The organism is Aequorivita capsosiphonis DSM 23843 (assembly GCF_000429125.1).
Classification (GTDB): Bacteria; Bacteroidota; Bacteroidia; order Flavobacteriales; family Flavobacteriaceae; genus Aequorivita; species Aequorivita capsosiphonis.
The window spans coordinates 202,626-220,396 of record NZ_KE386849.1; the positions used below are offsets into that span (position 1 = coordinate 202,626).

The window sequence follows — 17,771 nt, forward strand, 5'->3', positions numbered from 1 at the left end:
TTTTGCCTTTTCGTTATCTTTGCCTTCGAGCTCCGAAGCTTTTAGCGAAGGAGTTCAAAATAACTCCGAAGCTTTTAGCGTATGAGTTCAAATTAGCTACAAAGCTTTAACAATGTAGATTAAGTAATTCATTATAAAATTTTTCAGAATGAAGTATAGAATAGAAAAAGACACCATGGGCGAGGTAAAAGTACCTGCCGATAAATTATGGGGCGCACAAACAGAGCGTTCTTTTGAAAATTTTAAAATAGGCCCGAAGGCTTCCATGCCATTGGAGATAATTTACGGTTTTGCTTATTTGAAAAAAGCAGCTGCTTATACCAATTGTGAACTCGGAGTTCTTCCAGAAGAAAAAAGAGATTTAATTGCCAAAGTTTGTGATGAAATTTTAGAAGGAAAACACGACGATCAGTTTCCTTTGGTAATTTGGCAAACTGGAAGTGGCACACAAAGCAATATGAACGTTAATGAAGTTGTTGCCAACCGAGCGCATCAACTGGCGGGGAAAACAATTGGAGAAGGTGATAAAACACTTCAACCTAATGATGATGTTAATAAATCGCAATCGTCTAACGATACTTTCCCAACGGGAATGCATATTGCAGCTTATAAAAAGTTAATTGAAAATACGATTCCGGGAGTTGAACAACTTCAGAAAACACTAGCCAAAAAAGCAACCGATTTTAAAGACGTTGTAAAAATAGGTCGTACGCATTTTATGGACGCCACTCCCCTAACCCTTGGTCAGGAATTCAGTGGTTATGCTGCGCAATTAGAACACGGTATTAAAGCATTGAAAAACACACTCCCACATTTAGCAGAACTTGCCTTAGGTGGCACTGCCGTAGGAACTGGTTTAAACACGCCAAAAGGTTATGATGTGAAAGTTGCTGAATACATTGCTAAATTCACTGAATTACCCTTTGTAACAGCCAAAAACAAGTTTGAAGCTCTTGCTGCACACGATGCCTTTGTGGAAGGCCACGGTGCTTTGAAGCAGTTGGCGGTATCATTAAATAAAATTGCAAACGATGTACGGATGCTTGCCAGCGGTCCAAGAAGTGGAATTGGCGAGTTAAACATTCCCGCAAATGAGCCAGGTTCATCAATCATGCCCGGGAAAGTAAACCCTACACAATGTGAAGCATTAACCATGGTAAGCGCACAAGTTATCGGGAACGATATGGCGATTACGGTTGGCGGAATGCAGGGACAATTTGAACTGAACGTCTTTAAACCTGTAATGGCTGCAAATTTCCTTCAATCTGCACAATTGTTAGGCGATGCCTGTGTTTCTTTCGATGTACATTGTGCACAAGGAATTGAGCCTAATTACGAAGTAATCAAAAAGCAGCTAAACAACAGTTTGATGCTAGTTACGGCCTTAAACACAAAAATAGGGTATTACAAAGCTGCAGAAATTGCAAACACAGCACATAAAAACGGAACAACCTTAAGAGAAGAAGCCGTTAATTTAGGTTATACTACTGCCGAAGAATTTGATGAGTGGGTGAAGCCGGAAGATATGGTTTGATAGACTTGAGATGTGAGACCTGAGATGTGAAAATTTAAACCACGAATTCACGAATGATAAAATATTCGTGAATTCGTGGCTTTTTTTATTTCTTTATCTTCTTAGTCTTTTTCTTCCCATAAAACTTCTTATACCTAAAATAAGCCACAGCACTTAGAACAACTGCAAAGAGTGTTATCCAATATACAAATGTTGGCGCAGCTGGGGTATCACCGCTGGCGTATGAGTGAAGACCACTTAGGTAGAAGTTCACTCCAAAATAGGTCATCATAATAGAAGCGTAAGCGAAAAGCGCAAAGACATTAAAAGTCCACCGGCCGCGAAGACCAGGAACTAATCTGGCGTGGATCACGAAAGCATAAACCATAATACTAATAAGGGCCCAAGTTTCCTTTGGATCCCAGCCCCAATATCTACCCCAACTTTCGTTAGCCCATTGTCCGCCCAAAAAGTTTCCAATAGTTAGCAAAACCAACCCAACTGTAAGCGCCATTTCGGTAACTACGGTAAGCTCGCTTATGCTAATCTCCATTCTTTTATAATTATTTTTCGTCGTGAAAATCATAAGAAATAGTGAAGTGGCGGCCAAAATCATTCCTAGCGTAAATGGTCCATAGCTCATTACAATAACCGCTACGTGAATCATAAGCCAATAACTATCCAATACAGGCTGTAGCGTTGCAATGGACGGATCCAACCAGCTTTCATGAGCTACCCACAGGATTATTGCTCCGGCAAAGGCAGTAGATGCAACAGTTAAATCACTTTTACGGCCAAAGGACAAGCCGAAGAATATCGTTGCCCATCCCACATAAACAACAGATTCATAGGCATCACTCCACGGAGCGTGACCACTAACATACCAACGAAGCGCTAGCCCCAAAGTCATTAAGACGAAGAAAACCCACATAAATATTTTTGAACCTTTTATAAGAACACGTAATATTTTTCGATCCTTGAAAAGTTGGGCGATAATAAACGCCATCATTAAAATCCCAAATACTGCGTAGAATTTGTAAAGTCTATTAAAAATGTCAGCCTTGTTATATATGGTTTCGGCTCTTAATTTATTTTCCGAAGGCATTATATCTTTTCCGTATTTCTTCTGGAAATTGGTGATACTTTCCAATAATTCATCAGACTGGGTATAATCCCCACTTAAACGCGATTTTTTCAAGCTGTCAAAATAAAGCGGAAGTATATTTTTGGCATACAGCGAATCCATTCCTTTTAAGTTTGCTTCTCCAAGCTCTGGATAAGAAACCCATTTGTTCCCTTCATCACCAGGAATTGGGAATATTTTCAAAATAGATCCGCTTAAGGCTGAATTCAACAGTGAAAAGTTTTCGTGTGCCTTAATAAAATCCTTTTGAAACTGGTTTGGAGTATTGGTCCGCGTTGCTGCTGCCAAATAAGGTTCCAATCTATAGTTGCCTTGAGAATCAAAAAGATCTAGTAGCGCAAGGTTCTTTTGACCATCCGGAACTTTTGCAACGTGGCGAATACTATCATTACCACGCTTTAATGCGATCAATGGAACCTCAACCCACAAACGTGGAAATTCCGTCATTGAAATAAACACCTGATTGGCATCCAAACCTTCATAATGATCTGAGCGGCTTATTTTCCGTAAAAGTTCACTGGCAAAGGTGTTGATAGGCTTCATTCGCCCATTATCCTGAATTATCAAATGTCCAAATTTGGCAGCGTGTTCTTTGCTAACAGCATTTGTCTTTATCAAGGAATCTATTTGTTGCTTTGGTAAAGTGGTATGAGCAGGTTCTTGAGCAACCTGTGCCATTCCTGAAAGCGAGAACATCAAGACCAAAATACTAAGCATGTTTCTTTTTTTCTTCTTAATACGGCTTAACATAATCTCCAATTTACCAAAACGGCTGTGTTTGCTAACAAGAATAGCCATCATTCCCAGATACAATAAGAAATAGCCGATATAGGTAATCCAAGTTCCCCACCAGTCGTGGTTCACGGAGAGAATAGTTCCTCCTTCATCTGGATCAAAACCCGATTGGAAAAAACGATATCCGTTATGGTCTAATACGTTGTTCATAAAAATATCTGCATCAAAATGTGATTTGTCTTCGTTAATGACGGTCACTTTACTTTTAAAAGATGAATATCCCTTTTCGGTACCTGGATATTTATCAGCAATAAACTTGTTTAGGGTTATACTAAAAGGAAGATCAATACTTTCAGAACCATAGCTCATATACACTTTTAAGCCGGCAATTTCGGTTTCTGTAGGGCCTGGCGCTGAACCTCTTCCACCGAGTAGCGCAACTGTTTTTGTTTCATCATTTGAGGAAACCGTTACAATAAGGGCATCTTGATTAGATGGCGTTTCAGCATCTGCCTTAACTACTCCAAATTCGCCACGAGTAATGGGTTCTGGAACAACAAATGCAGTTCCGCCCATTCTATAAAGAGATCGCAACTGGAAAGGCTGAACACTATCTGCAATTACCTCGCCCTCAGCTTGGTCTGCCATTCGCAAGTAGTTTCCTTCAAAAGGACTGGAAATGGTATAATTTCCACCTTCACTATGCGTAATATTTATTGCTCCTTCGGTATGCTTATTTATTGCAAATAGAATATTGTGAATATTGGAAACCTCGCCCACTTTTACCCAGTGATCATGACGTTCACCATCACCAGATTCTACAATCTTCAAGTATTCTTCGCCATTATCAGTTGGGGTTAACCCCTCTACAGCTCCTTTTATGAATTCCTTGAACTTAATCTTAACCGGTTGATCCTTATAATTTGTATTAATGGTGAAGTCATTGTTCAGTTTCTCCGAAAGTCTGATTTTTTTCGGTTTTAATTTTCTGCGTTGTGCCACGCCATCAACCATATAATCACCATCGATAAAGACGTCTAGATAGGTATCTTCAGAAAGAATAGAATTCTCTGTTTCTCCTTCACGAATGTGCATAACGCCTTCAAAGCCTATATAACGGGTAACAAAGGCTCCAAAAATCACCAAAATAAAAGCCAAATGCAGCATCAAAGAAGCCCACATTTTACGTTTATGAAGGTTGTATCGGAAAATATTTCCCACAAAATTGATCATAAAAAGCAACATGATCAGCTCAAACCACCAAGCGTTGTATATCAGCTCGCGTGTATAGGGCGTTGGCGGCGCTTCAGCAGAAGCGTCTAAAAAGGTTCCCGCTGCCATTGCAAAGGCAAAAACAAGAAATAAAACAGCGGTTAAACGGGTGGAGAAAAGAACGGAAGCAATCTTTTTTTGCATTACAAAGAATTTTGGCGCAAAAATACATATTTGCCACCATTTAATCTATTAAAAAGGCGTAGGACTTATTGACCTAAGACATAAGACTTTCATCTCATTTAAGTCTCAAATTCGGTCAATGTACAAAGTGTTTTCGGCTTAAATCCTTTTTTATTCGGCATTCTCTGTTCTGGCGTTGAAAATATTGAGATGTAAGAAAGTTCCCATATTTCTGGCTCGGTTTATTGCAATTTGTGCAACTTCCCCTTCAAAAAGATCATTTATTGTTTCCAACCAGAGATTGATCCAAGTACCAAAATGGAGTTCATTTATGGTATTGCCACATTTTTTATCTACTTCAACGTGAGCGTGCATAGGATTTCCAAAGTACTTGCGCTTATATAAAAGATTTGTCTCCCAGAAATCGGTTAAGAGCTCTAAATGCGTTGGCCAATCCGTAATAATTCCATTAAAAATAGGCCCAAGCAATTCGTCCTTGCGCACCTTGGCATAAAATGTATTTACAAGCAAAGAAATATCTTCGCGAGACTCTATATTTTTGATCATTTTTTATAGCAAAGTTACCAAAATCAACAACAAGTTTGCTGCTAAACTCACTAACAATAGCCAAAATGCAAATGTTCTATTGGATCCAGCCAGCAACGCAGCATTATAACCCATACATAAGGAGACACAAAGAGTCAATTCTATGCCAGTAAGCAAAGAGGTGCCTTGCGCCAAAACGGTCATCGCGGCTATGGAGCCAATGCAACTATTTAAGATTATGGTAAGCGGCACGTACATATAATAATCGTGCTCAAATTCGTGCTGTAGGGATTTTAAGGATAATGCTTTCATTTTATATATTTTTTATTTAAAAAATGAAATCCCCGTTGTTATGCTTTTAATCGATTTGGAAAATAACAATGGGCACTTCATTAATTTAAGATGTTATTTTAATAGTGTAAATTTACGAACTCCAACAGGCCTTATTTTATGAGGCAAATCATAAACCCATGATTCCAGAAAATTTATTATTGGATTTTGGAGCGACCATAGAAAACATGGATGCTTCAGAGGTTATTTTATCAGAAAAGAGACGCGCAGATTTCTATTTTCAGATAAAATCCGGCGAGGTTAAAATGTATAACTTTAATGAAAATGGAAAAGAATTTATACAAGGCATGTTTTATGACGGCGAAAGTTTCGGAGAGCCCCCTCTTTTTGGGGATTTCAAATATCCAGCTTCGGCAGCAACGGTAAAACCAACACAGCTCTTCAAATTATCCAAAACCAAATTATTCAAGTTGCTCACCCAAAACCCCGAAATAAATTTAAAGTTTACCAAAGCGCTTGCCAAACGACTTTATTATAAAGCTACCATTTTAAAGGAAATTTCGGTATTCCCTCCAGAACACCGTATTTTAGCCTTGATCGACTTTTTGAAAAAAGAATATGGAGCTGAGGATCTTTTTCAGGTTGATCTAACCCGCCAGCAAATAGCCGATTTAACCGGACAACGAGTTGAAACGGTGATAAGAGCAGTAAAGCAATTGGAACAGGATGGAGAATTGAAAATTATAAATAGGAAAGTTTTTCGATAAATGTCTCGATACTATTTTGTGGATGTATGTTTAGTAATTTTATTGTACAAAATTTGCCACAAAATCACTCGGCAACCTTTGATAATTGATAAAACTGCAACAACTTTCATCTTTTATCTTTATTCTCAGGATTTACCTTCTAACTTTGTATTATGATACAAGTAGTTTTTTTAGGCTTCGGAAATGTGAACAGCCATTTGTTTAAGGCTTTTCATAACAAAGAGGAAATCATTGTGAAACAGGTTTTCAATCGGAATTACATCAAGATGATTTCGCCTTTTGAGCATATTCCTTTTACGGATGATGTTTCCGAGATTATGAAAGCGGACGTCTATATAATTGGAATTCCCGATGATGCCATTTCCGCATTTTCCGAAAGCTTAGCATTTCAAAATAGATTAGTAGTCCACACTTCTGGAGGCGTTTCGATGGATGCACTTGCAAGTAAAAACCGACGCGGAATATTTTATCCATTACAAACATTTTCAAAACAGCGGGAAGTGGATTTTACCAATATTCCTATTTGCCTTGAAGCCGAAAATGACGTGGATATGAAATTACTTCGGAAACTGGGAGAAAGTATTTCTAAAAACGTCACCGAAATTTCTTCAGAAGAAAGAGCTAAATTGCATACTGCAGCTGTTTTTGTAAATAATTTCACTAATTATTTGTATAGAATTGGCAACGATATTTTAGAAGAGGAAAACTTATCTTTTGATTTGCTAAAGCCGTTAATTATAGAAACCGCTTTAAAAATTGAGACACTCACTCCAGAAGAAGCACAAACAGGCCCCGCAAAACGGAACGATATTAAAACTATTGAAAAACATTTAAGTTTGTTGAGCAATCTGGAACATAGAAAGTTTTATGAACTGTTTACGGAAGCATTAAAAGAAGAATAAAGCCTCACCACGAATACACGAATACACGAATTAAATATGTATTATTCTTGGTAAAAATTTTAAATAAAAACGAGAACAATGAGCAACAAAAACACCTCTTCCCAGGAAAAAAGCTATAAAGAATATCTTAAACATATAACCACCTTCATCTTTGATGTGGATGGCGTTTTAACTGACGGTACCATAAAAATAAACACCGAAGGTGAAATGTTTAGAACGATGAACGTAAAGGACGGGTATGGCCTTAAAACTGCGGTGGATCAAGGTTATAATATCTGCGTTATTTCAGGTGGCTCCAACGAAGGCGTCCGCGTCCGACTTCAAAATTTAGGGATTAAAGACATCTTTTTAGGAGCGCATAACAAGACTGAGATCTTGGAAAACTATCTTAAAGAAAAGAATGTAAAACGAGAAAACACACTCTATATGGGAGATGATCTTCCTGATTACGAAATTATGCAAGAAGTTGGCCTGCCTACTTGCCCGCAGGATGCCGTACCGGAAATCAAAGCCATTTCAAAATACGTTTCGCATAAAAAAGGTGGGAAAGGCTGCGTTCGAGAAGTAATTGAACAAGTACTGAAAGTACAGGGAAAATGGATGGTGAGTGAGGATGTTAGTGCGAAGTATGACTAGGGAAATCGAAACTGAAATCGAAGTTGAAGTTGAAGCTGAAAACGCAATTGAACCTGGAACCTTAAACCTTGAACTTTAAACCTTGAATTTCTTAAACCTCATCCGGTATCAAAATCTGCTCTTTATCGCTTTGGCGCAGGTGTTTATTAAATATGGGCTTTTCCCGGCTTTCGAAGTTGATGTTAGCTTAAATACTTTTGACTTTGTATTACTGGTTATTGCAACCTTATCTATAGCCGCAGCAGGAAATGTAATCAATGATATTTACGATGTGGAAATCGACAAAATCAACAAGCCGAAAAAGGTTTTGATTGGGAACAAGATTTCGGAGCGCACGGGAAATAGATTTTATATAGTTTTAAGCGTAATTGGCGTGGCTATTGGGTTTTATCTATCAAACCGGATTGGAAAACCAAGTTTTGCAGCGCTATTTGTGGTTTTTTCTGCGCTGCTTTATTTGTATTCTTCCTATTTGAAAGGAATGTTTTTGGTGGGCAATATTTTAGTTTCTGCTTTGGTGGCGATGAGCTTATTGATTGTCCCGCTTTTCGATTTACTTCCTGCTATTTCTCCGGAGAATCAAGCTTCCCAGTCGGTGGTTTTTAAGATTGTTTTACACTATGCCATTTTTGCTTTTTATATCAATCTTATTCGTGAGATCGTAAAGGATTTACAAGACATCAACGGCGATAAAAAAGGTGGAATGAACACGTTGCCAATTATAATTGGCCGAAAAAGAACGGTGACAGTCGTATTTATTCTAGGTGTCTTTGCAGTTTTTGGAGTAGTCTTTTATATGTATGAAGACCTGTATGACAAACAAGTTTTGATGTTATATTTTCTTTTAGCGATTGTTGGCCCGCTACTCTATTTCTGCTTAAAATCTTATGATGCAAAAACGACAAAAGATTATGCTGTGCTTTCAAAACTTATGAAGCTTATAATGTTTTTAGGGATTTGTTCTATTGCTTTGTTTCAATTTGTAATTTTGAAGTGAAGTTTAGCTATTTTGTTTGAGTTGTTACACGAAGTTGCGCAAAGAAACACAGAGTTGCACAAAGGATGCTTTGATACAGTTTAAAATGAAACAAATTATAACTTTGCGGCTTGGCGAATTTGCGAGAGAAACTCGTCACTATGAGCTATAGCGTAGAGAAGTCTCTTTTGCGAGACTAGAAATATTATTATAATGAAAATTAGAGAACTTACTTTACACACTACACTAATTGATGCCCAAAAGAAATTTTATGGTGAAAAATTAGGTTTACAAGTCGTCCATTCCAACGAAAAAGAGATTGCTTTTAAACTTGGGAAAACCATTCTAAAATTTATAAAAACAGCGAAGTCAAAGCCATATCATTTCGCATTTAACATTCCGTCAAACAAAGTAACAGCAGCTTTAGAGTGGCTAAAGGAAAGAGTGGAAATTCAAAAAGACGGGGATTTTGAAATCGTAGATTTTCCCGCTTGGAATGCCGAATCCATCTATTTTTATGACGCTGATAAAAACATACTAGAGTTTATAGCTAGGAAAAATTTAGATAACCACAATTCTGAGCCATTTAATTCAGAGGATTTATTGGAGATTTCGGAAATAGGAATAGCTACTAATGAGTTCAAAGAGAAATTCGATTTTCTAATATCAGAAGTAGGAGCTCCTAAATTTGGAGGTGGAAAAGAAGTATTTTCTGCACTGGGCTCCGAAACCGGTCTTTTCATTTTGATAGATTTAAATAGAAAGGATTGGTTTCCCACTAATGATAAAGCCTTTGCAGCAGATTTTGTCGCAAAAATTGAATTAGGTGGAAAACCTAAGACAATTCAATTTAAAAATGAAAAGCTAAATCTAACTTGAATAAAACTATATAATGGGTCGTCACATTAGTTGTTACCCAGACCCGCACAAAGAAAAAATTTGAAATGAAGCGGATTAAAACTTGACGACTTTGCGCGAGATGGGGTTGTTACACGGAGTTGCGCGAAGAAACATAGAGTTGCACAGAGGATGCTTTAATACATTTTAAAATGAAGTGAATTATAACTTTGCGGCTTGGCGACTTTGCGAGAGATGTTGTTGTTACGCAAAGGACCCACAGAATTTCACAAAGAAATGCTTCGATACTTTTTGAAAGAATAAACACATATAAAAATCATAATTATTCAACTTTTCAAAACACTCAGCAACCTTGAATCTTGAATTTTAAACCTTGAATAAAAAAATGCTTAAAGAAAAATTAAAAAACTACAACATCATCCTAGCTTCCGGATCGCCGAGAAGGCAGGAATTTTTTAAGGAACTGGATCTAGATTTCACCATTCAGGTAAAAGCTGTGGATGAAGTTTATGCTCCTAATTTAAAACGAGAAGAAATAACTGATTATCTGTCAAAACTTAAAGCTTCCGCTTTTGAAGGTTTAAAAGAGAGTGACATTCTAATTACCAGCGACACTATTGTTTGGAAAAACGAAAGAGCATTGGAAAAACCAAAGAACGCCGAACATGCAAAACAAATGCTCCAAGATTTAAGTGGGCAAATGCACGAGGTAATCACTTCGGTTTGTTTCACTACAAAGGAATTTCAAAAAACGGTAAACGATGTTACGAAAGTCTGGTTTAAAACACTTTCGGAAGAAGAGATTGACTATTATATAAAAAACTACAAACCCTTTGATAAAGCCGGAAGTTACGGCATACAAGAGTGGATTGGCTATATTGGGATCGAAAGAATTGAAGGTTGCTATTTTAATGTAATGGGACTTCCTACGCGCCTTGTATATAAAACCTTAACCCAGATTGCGGAGCGCTGATTTTTTGGTATTTTTACAAGAAATTCTTCGCTAAGATTGTGTGCACATCTCCAGAATTTCTTGGGATTTAAATAGAAACTAATGATAGATTTAAAAGACTTTTATCCCGAACTCATTGAATCAGCTATTCTTTTATTGGTCCTCTTTTTATTGAGAGCCATTCTGAAAAAGACTGTCCGCAATTTCACGCGTAAAATTGAACGTTTGGAGCATCGTACAGGGCTTATAATGAAGCATATAAATTTTGCTATTTTCTTTTTGACAGCCTTAGGCCTAATCGTTATTTGGGGGCTAGATTTTAGACATTTAGGCGTATTTATGTCGTCAATATTCGCAGTAATTGGGATTGCCTTTTTTGCCCAATGGTCCATTTTAAGCAATATTACCAGCGGGGTAATTATGTTTTTTACCTTTCCGTATAAGATAGGCGATTATATAAAAATACACGACAAAGAAGCGCCTTTGGAAGGTATGATTGAGGATATTAAAACGTTTCATATCATTCTTCACACTCACAATAATGAAATTGTCACATACCCCAATAGTATGATGCTTCAAAAAGGAGTAAGCATAATAAAGCCTAACGAGTTTTACGAACATCAGCATCATTCCGAAGAGGATAAAAATAAGGAACAGCTTCCCCACGATTAATTTTTTCAAATAAGTACCTTTGAAAGGTTACGAATAAATCAGCACTACAAATTCTATGAAAAAAATATTTTCAAGACTTCTATTTTTACTTTTTACAATAGTTGCCACCGCACAATCGCCACAAAAACCAACCGCTTCTGAAATGTACCACTCTCTTCAAAAACTTAATTTTGTTGGCTCGGCACTTTATCTTGCGGCGCATCCTGACGATGAAAATACGCGGTTAATTTCCTATTTGGTAAATGATGTACACGCAAACACCGCCTATCTTTCAATAACCAGAGGCGACGGCGGACAAAACCTAATTGGGCCCGAATTACGTGAACTTCTCGGCGTTATCCGTACCCAGGAATTGCTACAGGCAAGACGAACAGATGGCGGGCAACAGTTTTTTACACGCGCCAACGATTTTGGGTACAGTAAAAATCCAGAGGAAACTTTTGACTTTTGGACGAAAGATGAAGTATTGAGTGATGTGGTGAGAACCATCCGAAAATTTAAGCCCGATATTATTATAAATCGTTTTGATCATAGAAGTCCGGGAACTACGCACGGCCACCATACGGCTTCGGCGATGTTGAGCGTGGAGGCTTTTGATATGGTTATTAATGCCTCAAAGTTTCCAAAATCTGCTGCCGAATATGGCGTTTGGAAACCACAACGTTTATTTTTTAATACTTCTTGGTGGTTTTACGGAAGCCAAGAAAAATTTGATAAGGCAGATAAAAGCAAACTTGTTTCGGTAGAAACTGGTAACTACTTCCCTGCCCTAGGCCTTTCCAATGGCGAAATAGCTTCCTTAAGCCGCAGTATGCACAAATCGCAAGGGTTTGGAAGTACAGGCTCCCGCGGAAGTGAAACGGAATATTTGGAATTATTAGAAGGTTCAAAACCTGCGGATAACAATCTGTTTGAAGGAATAAACACGAATTGGTCAAGACTTATAGGGGGAAAGGAAATAGGTGCGATTTTAAATCCATTGGAAAACAATTTCAATTTTAAAAATCCTTCGGAAATGCTGCCGCTATTGCTGAAAGCCTATCCTTTGGTTTCAAATTTAAAAGATGCACATTGGCGAGACATAAAATTGAAGCAACTTAAACAACTTATTTTGGACTGTGGCGGAATTTTTATTGAAGCTGCTTCCGAAGAAAACTCAGTTAATCCCAACGAAGATTTTAATGTAAATATTGAGGCTATTAACCGTGGAAAAAGCGAAGTTGTTTTAAAGTCCGTAAAAAGTTCTGATGGAAAAACACTTTGGAATGAATCCACAAAATTGCCTTTTAACGAGAACGAAAAGCATAAAATAACTGTAAACTCTGGAAATCACAATCCGCCATATTCTTCTCCATATTGGCTAAACGAAAAGGGAAGTGTGGGAATGTATGTGGCGCCTGAAAAATTCATTGGTCTGCCAGAAACTCCAGTTTTGGAGCAATTGGTTTTTGAACTTCAGTTTGGAACGGAAATTATTCCCTTCACAAAAGACATTATTTATAAATTCAACGATCCCGTAAAAGGCGAAGTATATCGTCCGCTGGAAGTTCTTCCTGAGGTTACGGCCTCTATCCCTGAAAAGGTTTTGATTTTTGCTAGTAACGCATCTGAAAATGTTTCGGTAGTAGTTCGCGCAGGGAAAGAGAATATTTCGGGAACGGTGAGTTTGCAGCATCCTGAAGGCTGGAAAGTGGAACCGGCAGAACAGGCTTTTCAGCTTGAGCGACTTGGGCAAACACAAACCTATAATTTCACCGTAACGCCTCCCAAAAATCAAAGTGAGGGATATTTAAAAACAATCATTAAAGCTGACGGACAAACTTTCGATACGGAATTGATTACCATTGATTACGAACACATTCCCTATCAAAGTGTCTTATTGCCTTCGGAAGCGAAAGTTGCGAAGATCGACATTCAGAAAAAAGGAGAAAATATAGGATATATAAACGGTGCCGGCGATGCCATTCCGGAGAGTTTAAAGCAGATAGGTTATTCGGTTACTACTATTGATCCTTCGAATATTTCAGAGAAAAACCTTGAAAAATTTGATGCCATTGTTGTGGGAATTCGCGCTTATAATACGGTAGCTCAATTGGCATTTGTACAACCGATTCTCAATAAATATGTTGAAAATGGCGGCACATTGATTGTGCAGTATAATACGAGCCACGCCTTGGTAACAGAAGCTATTGCACCTTATTCTTTAACGCTTTCTCGCGACCGGGTAACCGATGAGTTTTCCGAAGTTAAAATGCTTGCGCCAAAAAATGCGTTATTAAACACGCCGAATAAAATCACTCAAAAAGATTTTGAAGGCTGGGTACAGGAGCGCGGCTTGTATTTCCCTGAAAAATGGGCTAAGGAATTTACTCCAATTTTAGGAATGCACGACAAAGGCGAGGCACAAACCAAAGGTTCGCTACTTGTGGCGAAATACGGAAAAGGATATTATATTTATACCGGATTGAGCTTTTTCCGCGAATTACCTGCAGGTGTTCCGGGTGCGTATCGACTTTTTGCGAATATGCTTTCGGTAGGGAAATAGGATGATGCTATATCCAATGTTCAAACAGATTTTAGTACTTTTAGAGATTAAATGATAGAAAAATGGAAACAATGAGAATAAAAATATTGAATCCTAAGGCAGAAAGCCTATTAAAAAATCTGGCTGATTTAGATTTAATTGAAATTACGGATCCGAAAAAAGAATTTCTGGAGCTTTTAGAACGATTGCAAAGTAATGCTCATACTGCCCCCACTCTTGAAGAAATAACCGCAGAAGTTGAAATTGTGAGAAAGGCGAGATATGAGCAAGAAAATAATAGTTGACACTAATTTATGGATAAGCTTTTTAATTACTAAAGAATATCAAGCCTTTAAAAATCTTATCATTTCCAATGACATAATCCTGCTTTTTTCTGAAAGATCTATTCAAGAATTTTTTGAAGTCACTCACAGACCACATTTTCGAAAGTTATTTCCTATTGAAGAAATAAATATTTTATTTGCGGTATTTAAAGTATATGGAACTTGGATAATGCCTACTTCTAATATAAAAATTTGTCGCGATACTAAGGACAACTTCTTACTAAACCTAGCTGTTGATGGAAAAGCGGATTACTTAATAACTGGCGATAAAGATTTACTGGTACTCAAAGAAATAGAAAACACCAAAATTCTAACTTATGCTGATTTTATTATTGAAATGGAAGAAGTATAAAAAAATTAGTCGTGTCCGACTAAGATGCAAGACCGTCCCGATAGATCGGGACTGAAAGACGTAAGACTTAAGACTTGATTCCTAATAGATTGATAATTAAGTTAGATTGATTAAGCACACTTCTTTATTCTGTAAATTTCAATGTTAAACGCTATAGCAAGGTGACATTGAATAAAAATACTACATAACCTACTATCATTGACTTAACTTAAATTTGAAATATTTTAGTCGGACACTAATGAAAAAAAATCCCAAAAAACATTTTGATATAAACAAGTATAAGATATTTTGTCAAACCTATGTGAAACCTTTGTGTAACTTTGTGAAGTAGGCATTACGCGGAGTTTCACAAAGAATCACAGAGGCGCACGGAGAAAAAAATACATAATGAACCAAGAATCACAAAAATTTGTCTGGAAAAGAAGTTTCACATTAGTGCTGCTAGTCAATGCCCTATATATCTATCTGTTTTATTTAATAATGCAAAACTTCGCCTAAATGCAGCAGATTGACTGGATTGTCTTAATTGGAACCCTTGTTTTTATTGTAGTTTACGGTACGTGGAAATCGCGCCAACAAAAAGATGTAGGCGATTATTTAAAAGGTGGCAATACCGCACATTGGTGGACCATTGGCTTAAGCGTTATGGCGACGCAGGCCAGTGCAATTACCTTTCTCTCTACGCCAGGACAAGCTTTTCACGACGGAATGGGCTTTGTTCAATTTTACTTCGGACTTCCCATTGCGATGGTGATTATCTGTTTGGTTTTTATTCCCATTTATCACCGATTAAAAGTTTATACCGCATACGAATATCTTGAAACACGTTTCGATCAGAAAACAAGAACCTTAACCGCCATTCTCTTTTTAATACAACGCGGACTTGCTTGTGGGATAACAATTTTTGCACCTTCCATTATTCTTTCTGCCGTCTTGGGCTGGAATTTGATCTATTTAAATATAATCATTGGTGTGCTCGTGATAATATACACCGTAAGTGGCGGCACAAAGGCGGTAAGTGTTACCCAAAAGCAGCAAATGGCCGTTATTTTCTTCGGAATGTTTATTGCGTTTCTTTTAATTCTCAACTATTTACCACTAGACATCACGTTTACCAAAGCACTTGAAATTGCAGGTGCTGGTGGTAAAATGGATATCCTCGATTTCTCTTTTGACTTTGATAATCGCTATACGTTTTGGAGTGGGATTATTGGTGGAACTTTTCTAGCTCTCTCCTACTTCGGAACAGATCAGAGCCAGGTGCAGCGGTATCTTTCCGGGCGATCTGTTAAGCAAAGTCAAATGGGATTGATTATGAACGGTTTATTAAAAGTGCCTATGCAGTTCTTTATTTTGTTGGTGGGAATTATGGTTTTTGTGTTTTATCAATTCAACCCCTCTCCTCTCCATTTTAATCCCGCGGCAGTTAAAGACGTAAAGAAATCTGAATACGCCTCAGAATACGAAGCCTTGGAAGCAAAGAAGGATGCGCTTGATCACGATCTTGCTGCAACTCAAATAGAATACTCCAAGGCACAATCGGAAATTGAAAAGAAAAACTATGCTGCAGAAATAAAGAGTTTAAACAAAGGAGAGGATCAGTTACGGAAACAGTCCGTAGCCGTAATCAAGAAAGCCAATCCCAGTGCGGAAACCAATGATAAGGATTACGTTTTTATTCATTTTATTTTAACCAATCTTCCTCGCGGACTCATCGGCTTGCTGTTAGCGGTAATATTGAGCGCAGCAATGTCCTCCACCGCTTCAGAGTTGAACGCTTTGGGGAGTACCACTACTATTGACCTTTATAAACGAAACGTCCCCGGGAAACGTGAAAAGCATTATGTTGCCGCCTCCCGTGGGTTCACACTTTTATGGGGGCTTATTGCTATTGGGGTTGCGTGTACGGCAAACTTATTCGACAATCTTATTCAGTTGGTAAATATTATTGGTTCTATTTTCTACGGTAATGTTCTCGGGATATTTCTTCTTGCATTTTTCATTAAATACGTGCGCAGCAAAGCGGTATTTATTGCGGCATTGATCACCCAAGTAATCATTATCTATATTTGGTATATCGACCTGATGCCTTATTTATGGCTAAACTTGGTGGGTTGTGCTTTGGTGATGGGAATTGCCATACTACTTCAAGTTTTATTACCTAAGAATGAAGGTGGAGAACCTGTAGTTTTAAAAGAAGTTTAGAAGTTATAAGAACAACAGTTTAAAGTTGATCGTTTTTTGAGAAAGCGGTATAATTAGGTTATTGTAGTTCATATAATAAAATAGGGGTTTGGCTTAAAGTTGCTATTAAATAGTCGCCGTTCATCATGATATATTAATACTAGGCATTTCTTCAAAAGATAGAAATTAAGAAAACCTTCCTACTCCAATGATTTTTATGGAAAAACGCGTCTTTTTATGGAGTGATAATAAATTCTGCATAATAGCTGACTTTTTAAACCAAAGAAGATCACTTATATATTCTACAAAGTATCAAAAAACATAACATTAGCCATTCTTATGGAGAAATTAAAATCCAATTCATGGATAAATGTAAGAGGAGAAGCATATCGAAACTTTTAGTGGCAGAATGGCTATGGAGCATTTTCTGTGAGAGCATCGGAAGTCGATGTCGTTGTTAATTATATAGAAAACCAAAAGGAACACCACAAACGCAAAACTTTTCAGCAAGAATATCGAGCATTTCTAAAGAAATACAAGTTGGAGTATAACGAGCCTTAGGTGTGGGATTAGGAGTTAGAAGGTATGTCACCCTTTCAGGGCTTTATAATAATCAGGCTTTCATTCTACAGCATAGGGTTCTACCCTATGCAAAGGTATTACGCCCTTTCAGGGCTATCATGCATCTAAACTTTCACTCTATAACCTAGGACTATGCCCCAAGCAAAGGTATTACGCTCTTTCAGAGCTATCAAGAGCTAAATGTAGTAAACATCTCTAACTTCATCCCATATGGCAGTCCTGAAAGGGCGATATAACCTAACCTTGGGCACGAGCCCTAGGAATACAAGACGATTAGTAATCATGCTTAGAAGCCTAGTAATAACCTATATAGAACATAAGTCCCAAAAGTGAAGGACCCAACCCTGAAAGGGCGATATACCATAACCTAGGGCATAGCCCTAGGAATACGTGAAGGA

The 17,771-nt window shown here is 37.6% G+C and carries 15 protein-coding genes; 12 read left to right on the forward strand and 3 right to left on the reverse strand.

The annotated features are described in order from the left end of the window. Positions 1-148 precede the first annotated feature (148 nt). Positions 149-1,534 carry a class II fumarate hydratase gene (fumC, locus tag G440_RS0116495; RefSeq protein ID WP_026452302.1) on the forward strand — a complete coding sequence of 462 codons (1,386 nt, stop codon included), beginning with the start codon at positions 149-151 and terminating at the stop codon, positions 1,532-1,534. Between the two features lie 85 nt (positions 1,535-1,619). Here fumC and G440_RS0116500 read toward each other — a convergent pair whose 3' ends face one another. The 3 genes from G440_RS0116500 to G440_RS0116510 all read right to left on the reverse strand — a co-directional run bounded on the left by G440_RS0116500 (position 1,620) and on the right by G440_RS0116510 (position 5,645). After that, entirely contained in the window at positions 1,620-4,808 is a 3,189-nt protein-coding gene (locus tag G440_RS0116500) for a cytochrome c biogenesis protein CcsA (RefSeq protein ID WP_026452303.1), read from the reverse strand. A 150-nt stretch (positions 4,809-4,958) separates the two neighbouring features. Then, positions 4,959-5,354 (reverse strand): group III truncated hemoglobin, encoded by a 396-nt coding sequence (locus G440_RS0116505; protein ID WP_026452304.1) that lies wholly within the window; start codon positions 5,352-5,354, stop codon positions 4,959-4,961. 3 nt (positions 5,355-5,357) lie between these two features. Then, on the reverse strand, positions 5,358-5,645 hold the full coding sequence (locus G440_RS0116510) for a hypothetical protein (protein WP_026452305.1): 288 nt from the start codon (positions 5,643-5,645) through the stop codon (positions 5,358-5,360). A 158-nt stretch (positions 5,646-5,803) separates the two neighbouring features. Here G440_RS0116510 and G440_RS0116515 point away from each other — a divergent pair, with 158 nt between their 5' ends. The 11 genes from G440_RS0116515 (at position 5,804) to G440_RS0116570 (ending at position 16,812) form a co-directional block, all read left to right on the forward strand. Next, on the forward strand, positions 5,804-6,391 hold the full coding sequence (locus G440_RS0116515) for a Crp/Fnr family transcriptional regulator (RefSeq protein ID WP_026452306.1): 588 nt from the start codon (positions 5,804-5,806) through the stop codon (positions 6,389-6,391). A 152-nt stretch (positions 6,392-6,543) separates the two neighbouring features. Further along, entirely contained in the window at positions 6,544-7,293 is a 750-nt protein-coding gene (locus tag G440_RS0116520) for a Rossmann-like and DUF2520 domain-containing protein (protein WP_026452307.1), read from the forward strand. A 78-nt stretch (positions 7,294-7,371) separates the two neighbouring features. Further along, entirely contained in the window at positions 7,372-7,929 is a 558-nt protein-coding gene (locus G440_RS0116525; protein ID WP_026452308.1) for a KdsC family phosphatase, read from the forward strand. An 82-nt stretch (positions 7,930-8,011) separates the two neighbouring features. Next, entirely contained in the window at positions 8,012-8,926 is a 915-nt protein-coding gene (locus G440_RS0116535; RefSeq protein ID WP_051285444.1) for a geranylgeranylglycerol-phosphate geranylgeranyltransferase, read from the forward strand. A gap of 192 nt (positions 8,927-9,118) precedes the next feature. Next, positions 9,119-9,784 carry a VOC family protein gene (locus tag G440_RS20260; RefSeq protein WP_034259800.1) on the forward strand — a complete coding sequence of 222 codons (666 nt, stop codon included), beginning with the start codon at positions 9,119-9,121 and terminating at the stop codon, positions 9,782-9,784. Between the two features lie 364 nt (positions 9,785-10,148). Continuing rightward, on the forward strand, positions 10,149-10,736 hold the full coding sequence (locus G440_RS0116545) for a Maf-like protein (protein ID WP_026452310.1): 588 nt from the start codon (positions 10,149-10,151) through the stop codon (positions 10,734-10,736). A gap of 81 nt (positions 10,737-10,817) precedes the next feature. Further along, positions 10,818-11,387 carry a mechanosensitive ion channel domain-containing protein gene (locus tag G440_RS0116550; protein WP_026452311.1) on the forward strand — a complete coding sequence of 190 codons (570 nt, stop codon included), beginning with the start codon at positions 10,818-10,820 and terminating at the stop codon, positions 11,385-11,387. 55 nt (positions 11,388-11,442) lie between these two features. Further along, positions 11,443-13,932 carry a PIG-L family deacetylase gene (locus tag G440_RS0116555; RefSeq protein ID WP_026452312.1) on the forward strand — a complete coding sequence of 830 codons (2,490 nt, stop codon included), beginning with the start codon at positions 11,443-11,445 and terminating at the stop codon, positions 13,930-13,932. A gap of 62 nt (positions 13,933-13,994) precedes the next feature. Continuing rightward, the gene (locus tag G440_RS0116560) at positions 13,995-14,216 is read left to right on the forward strand and encodes a hypothetical protein (protein ID WP_026452313.1); all 222 of its coding nucleotides are present in this window, start codon (positions 13,995-13,997) and stop codon (positions 14,214-14,216) included. Beyond that, the gene (locus tag G440_RS0116565; protein WP_026452314.1) at positions 14,194-14,607 is read left to right on the forward strand and encodes a putative toxin-antitoxin system toxin component, PIN family; all 414 of its coding nucleotides are present in this window, start codon (positions 14,194-14,196) and stop codon (positions 14,605-14,607) included. The genes G440_RS0116560 and G440_RS0116565 overlap by 23 nt, the downstream gene beginning before the upstream one ends. Positions 14,608-15,105: 498 nt before the next feature. Next, complete coding sequence (locus tag G440_RS0116570; RefSeq protein ID WP_026452315.1) at positions 15,106-16,812, forward strand: sodium:solute symporter family protein; 1,707 nt, start codon at positions 15,106-15,108, stop codon at positions 16,810-16,812. The last annotated feature ends 959 nt before the right edge of the window (positions 16,813-17,771 follow it).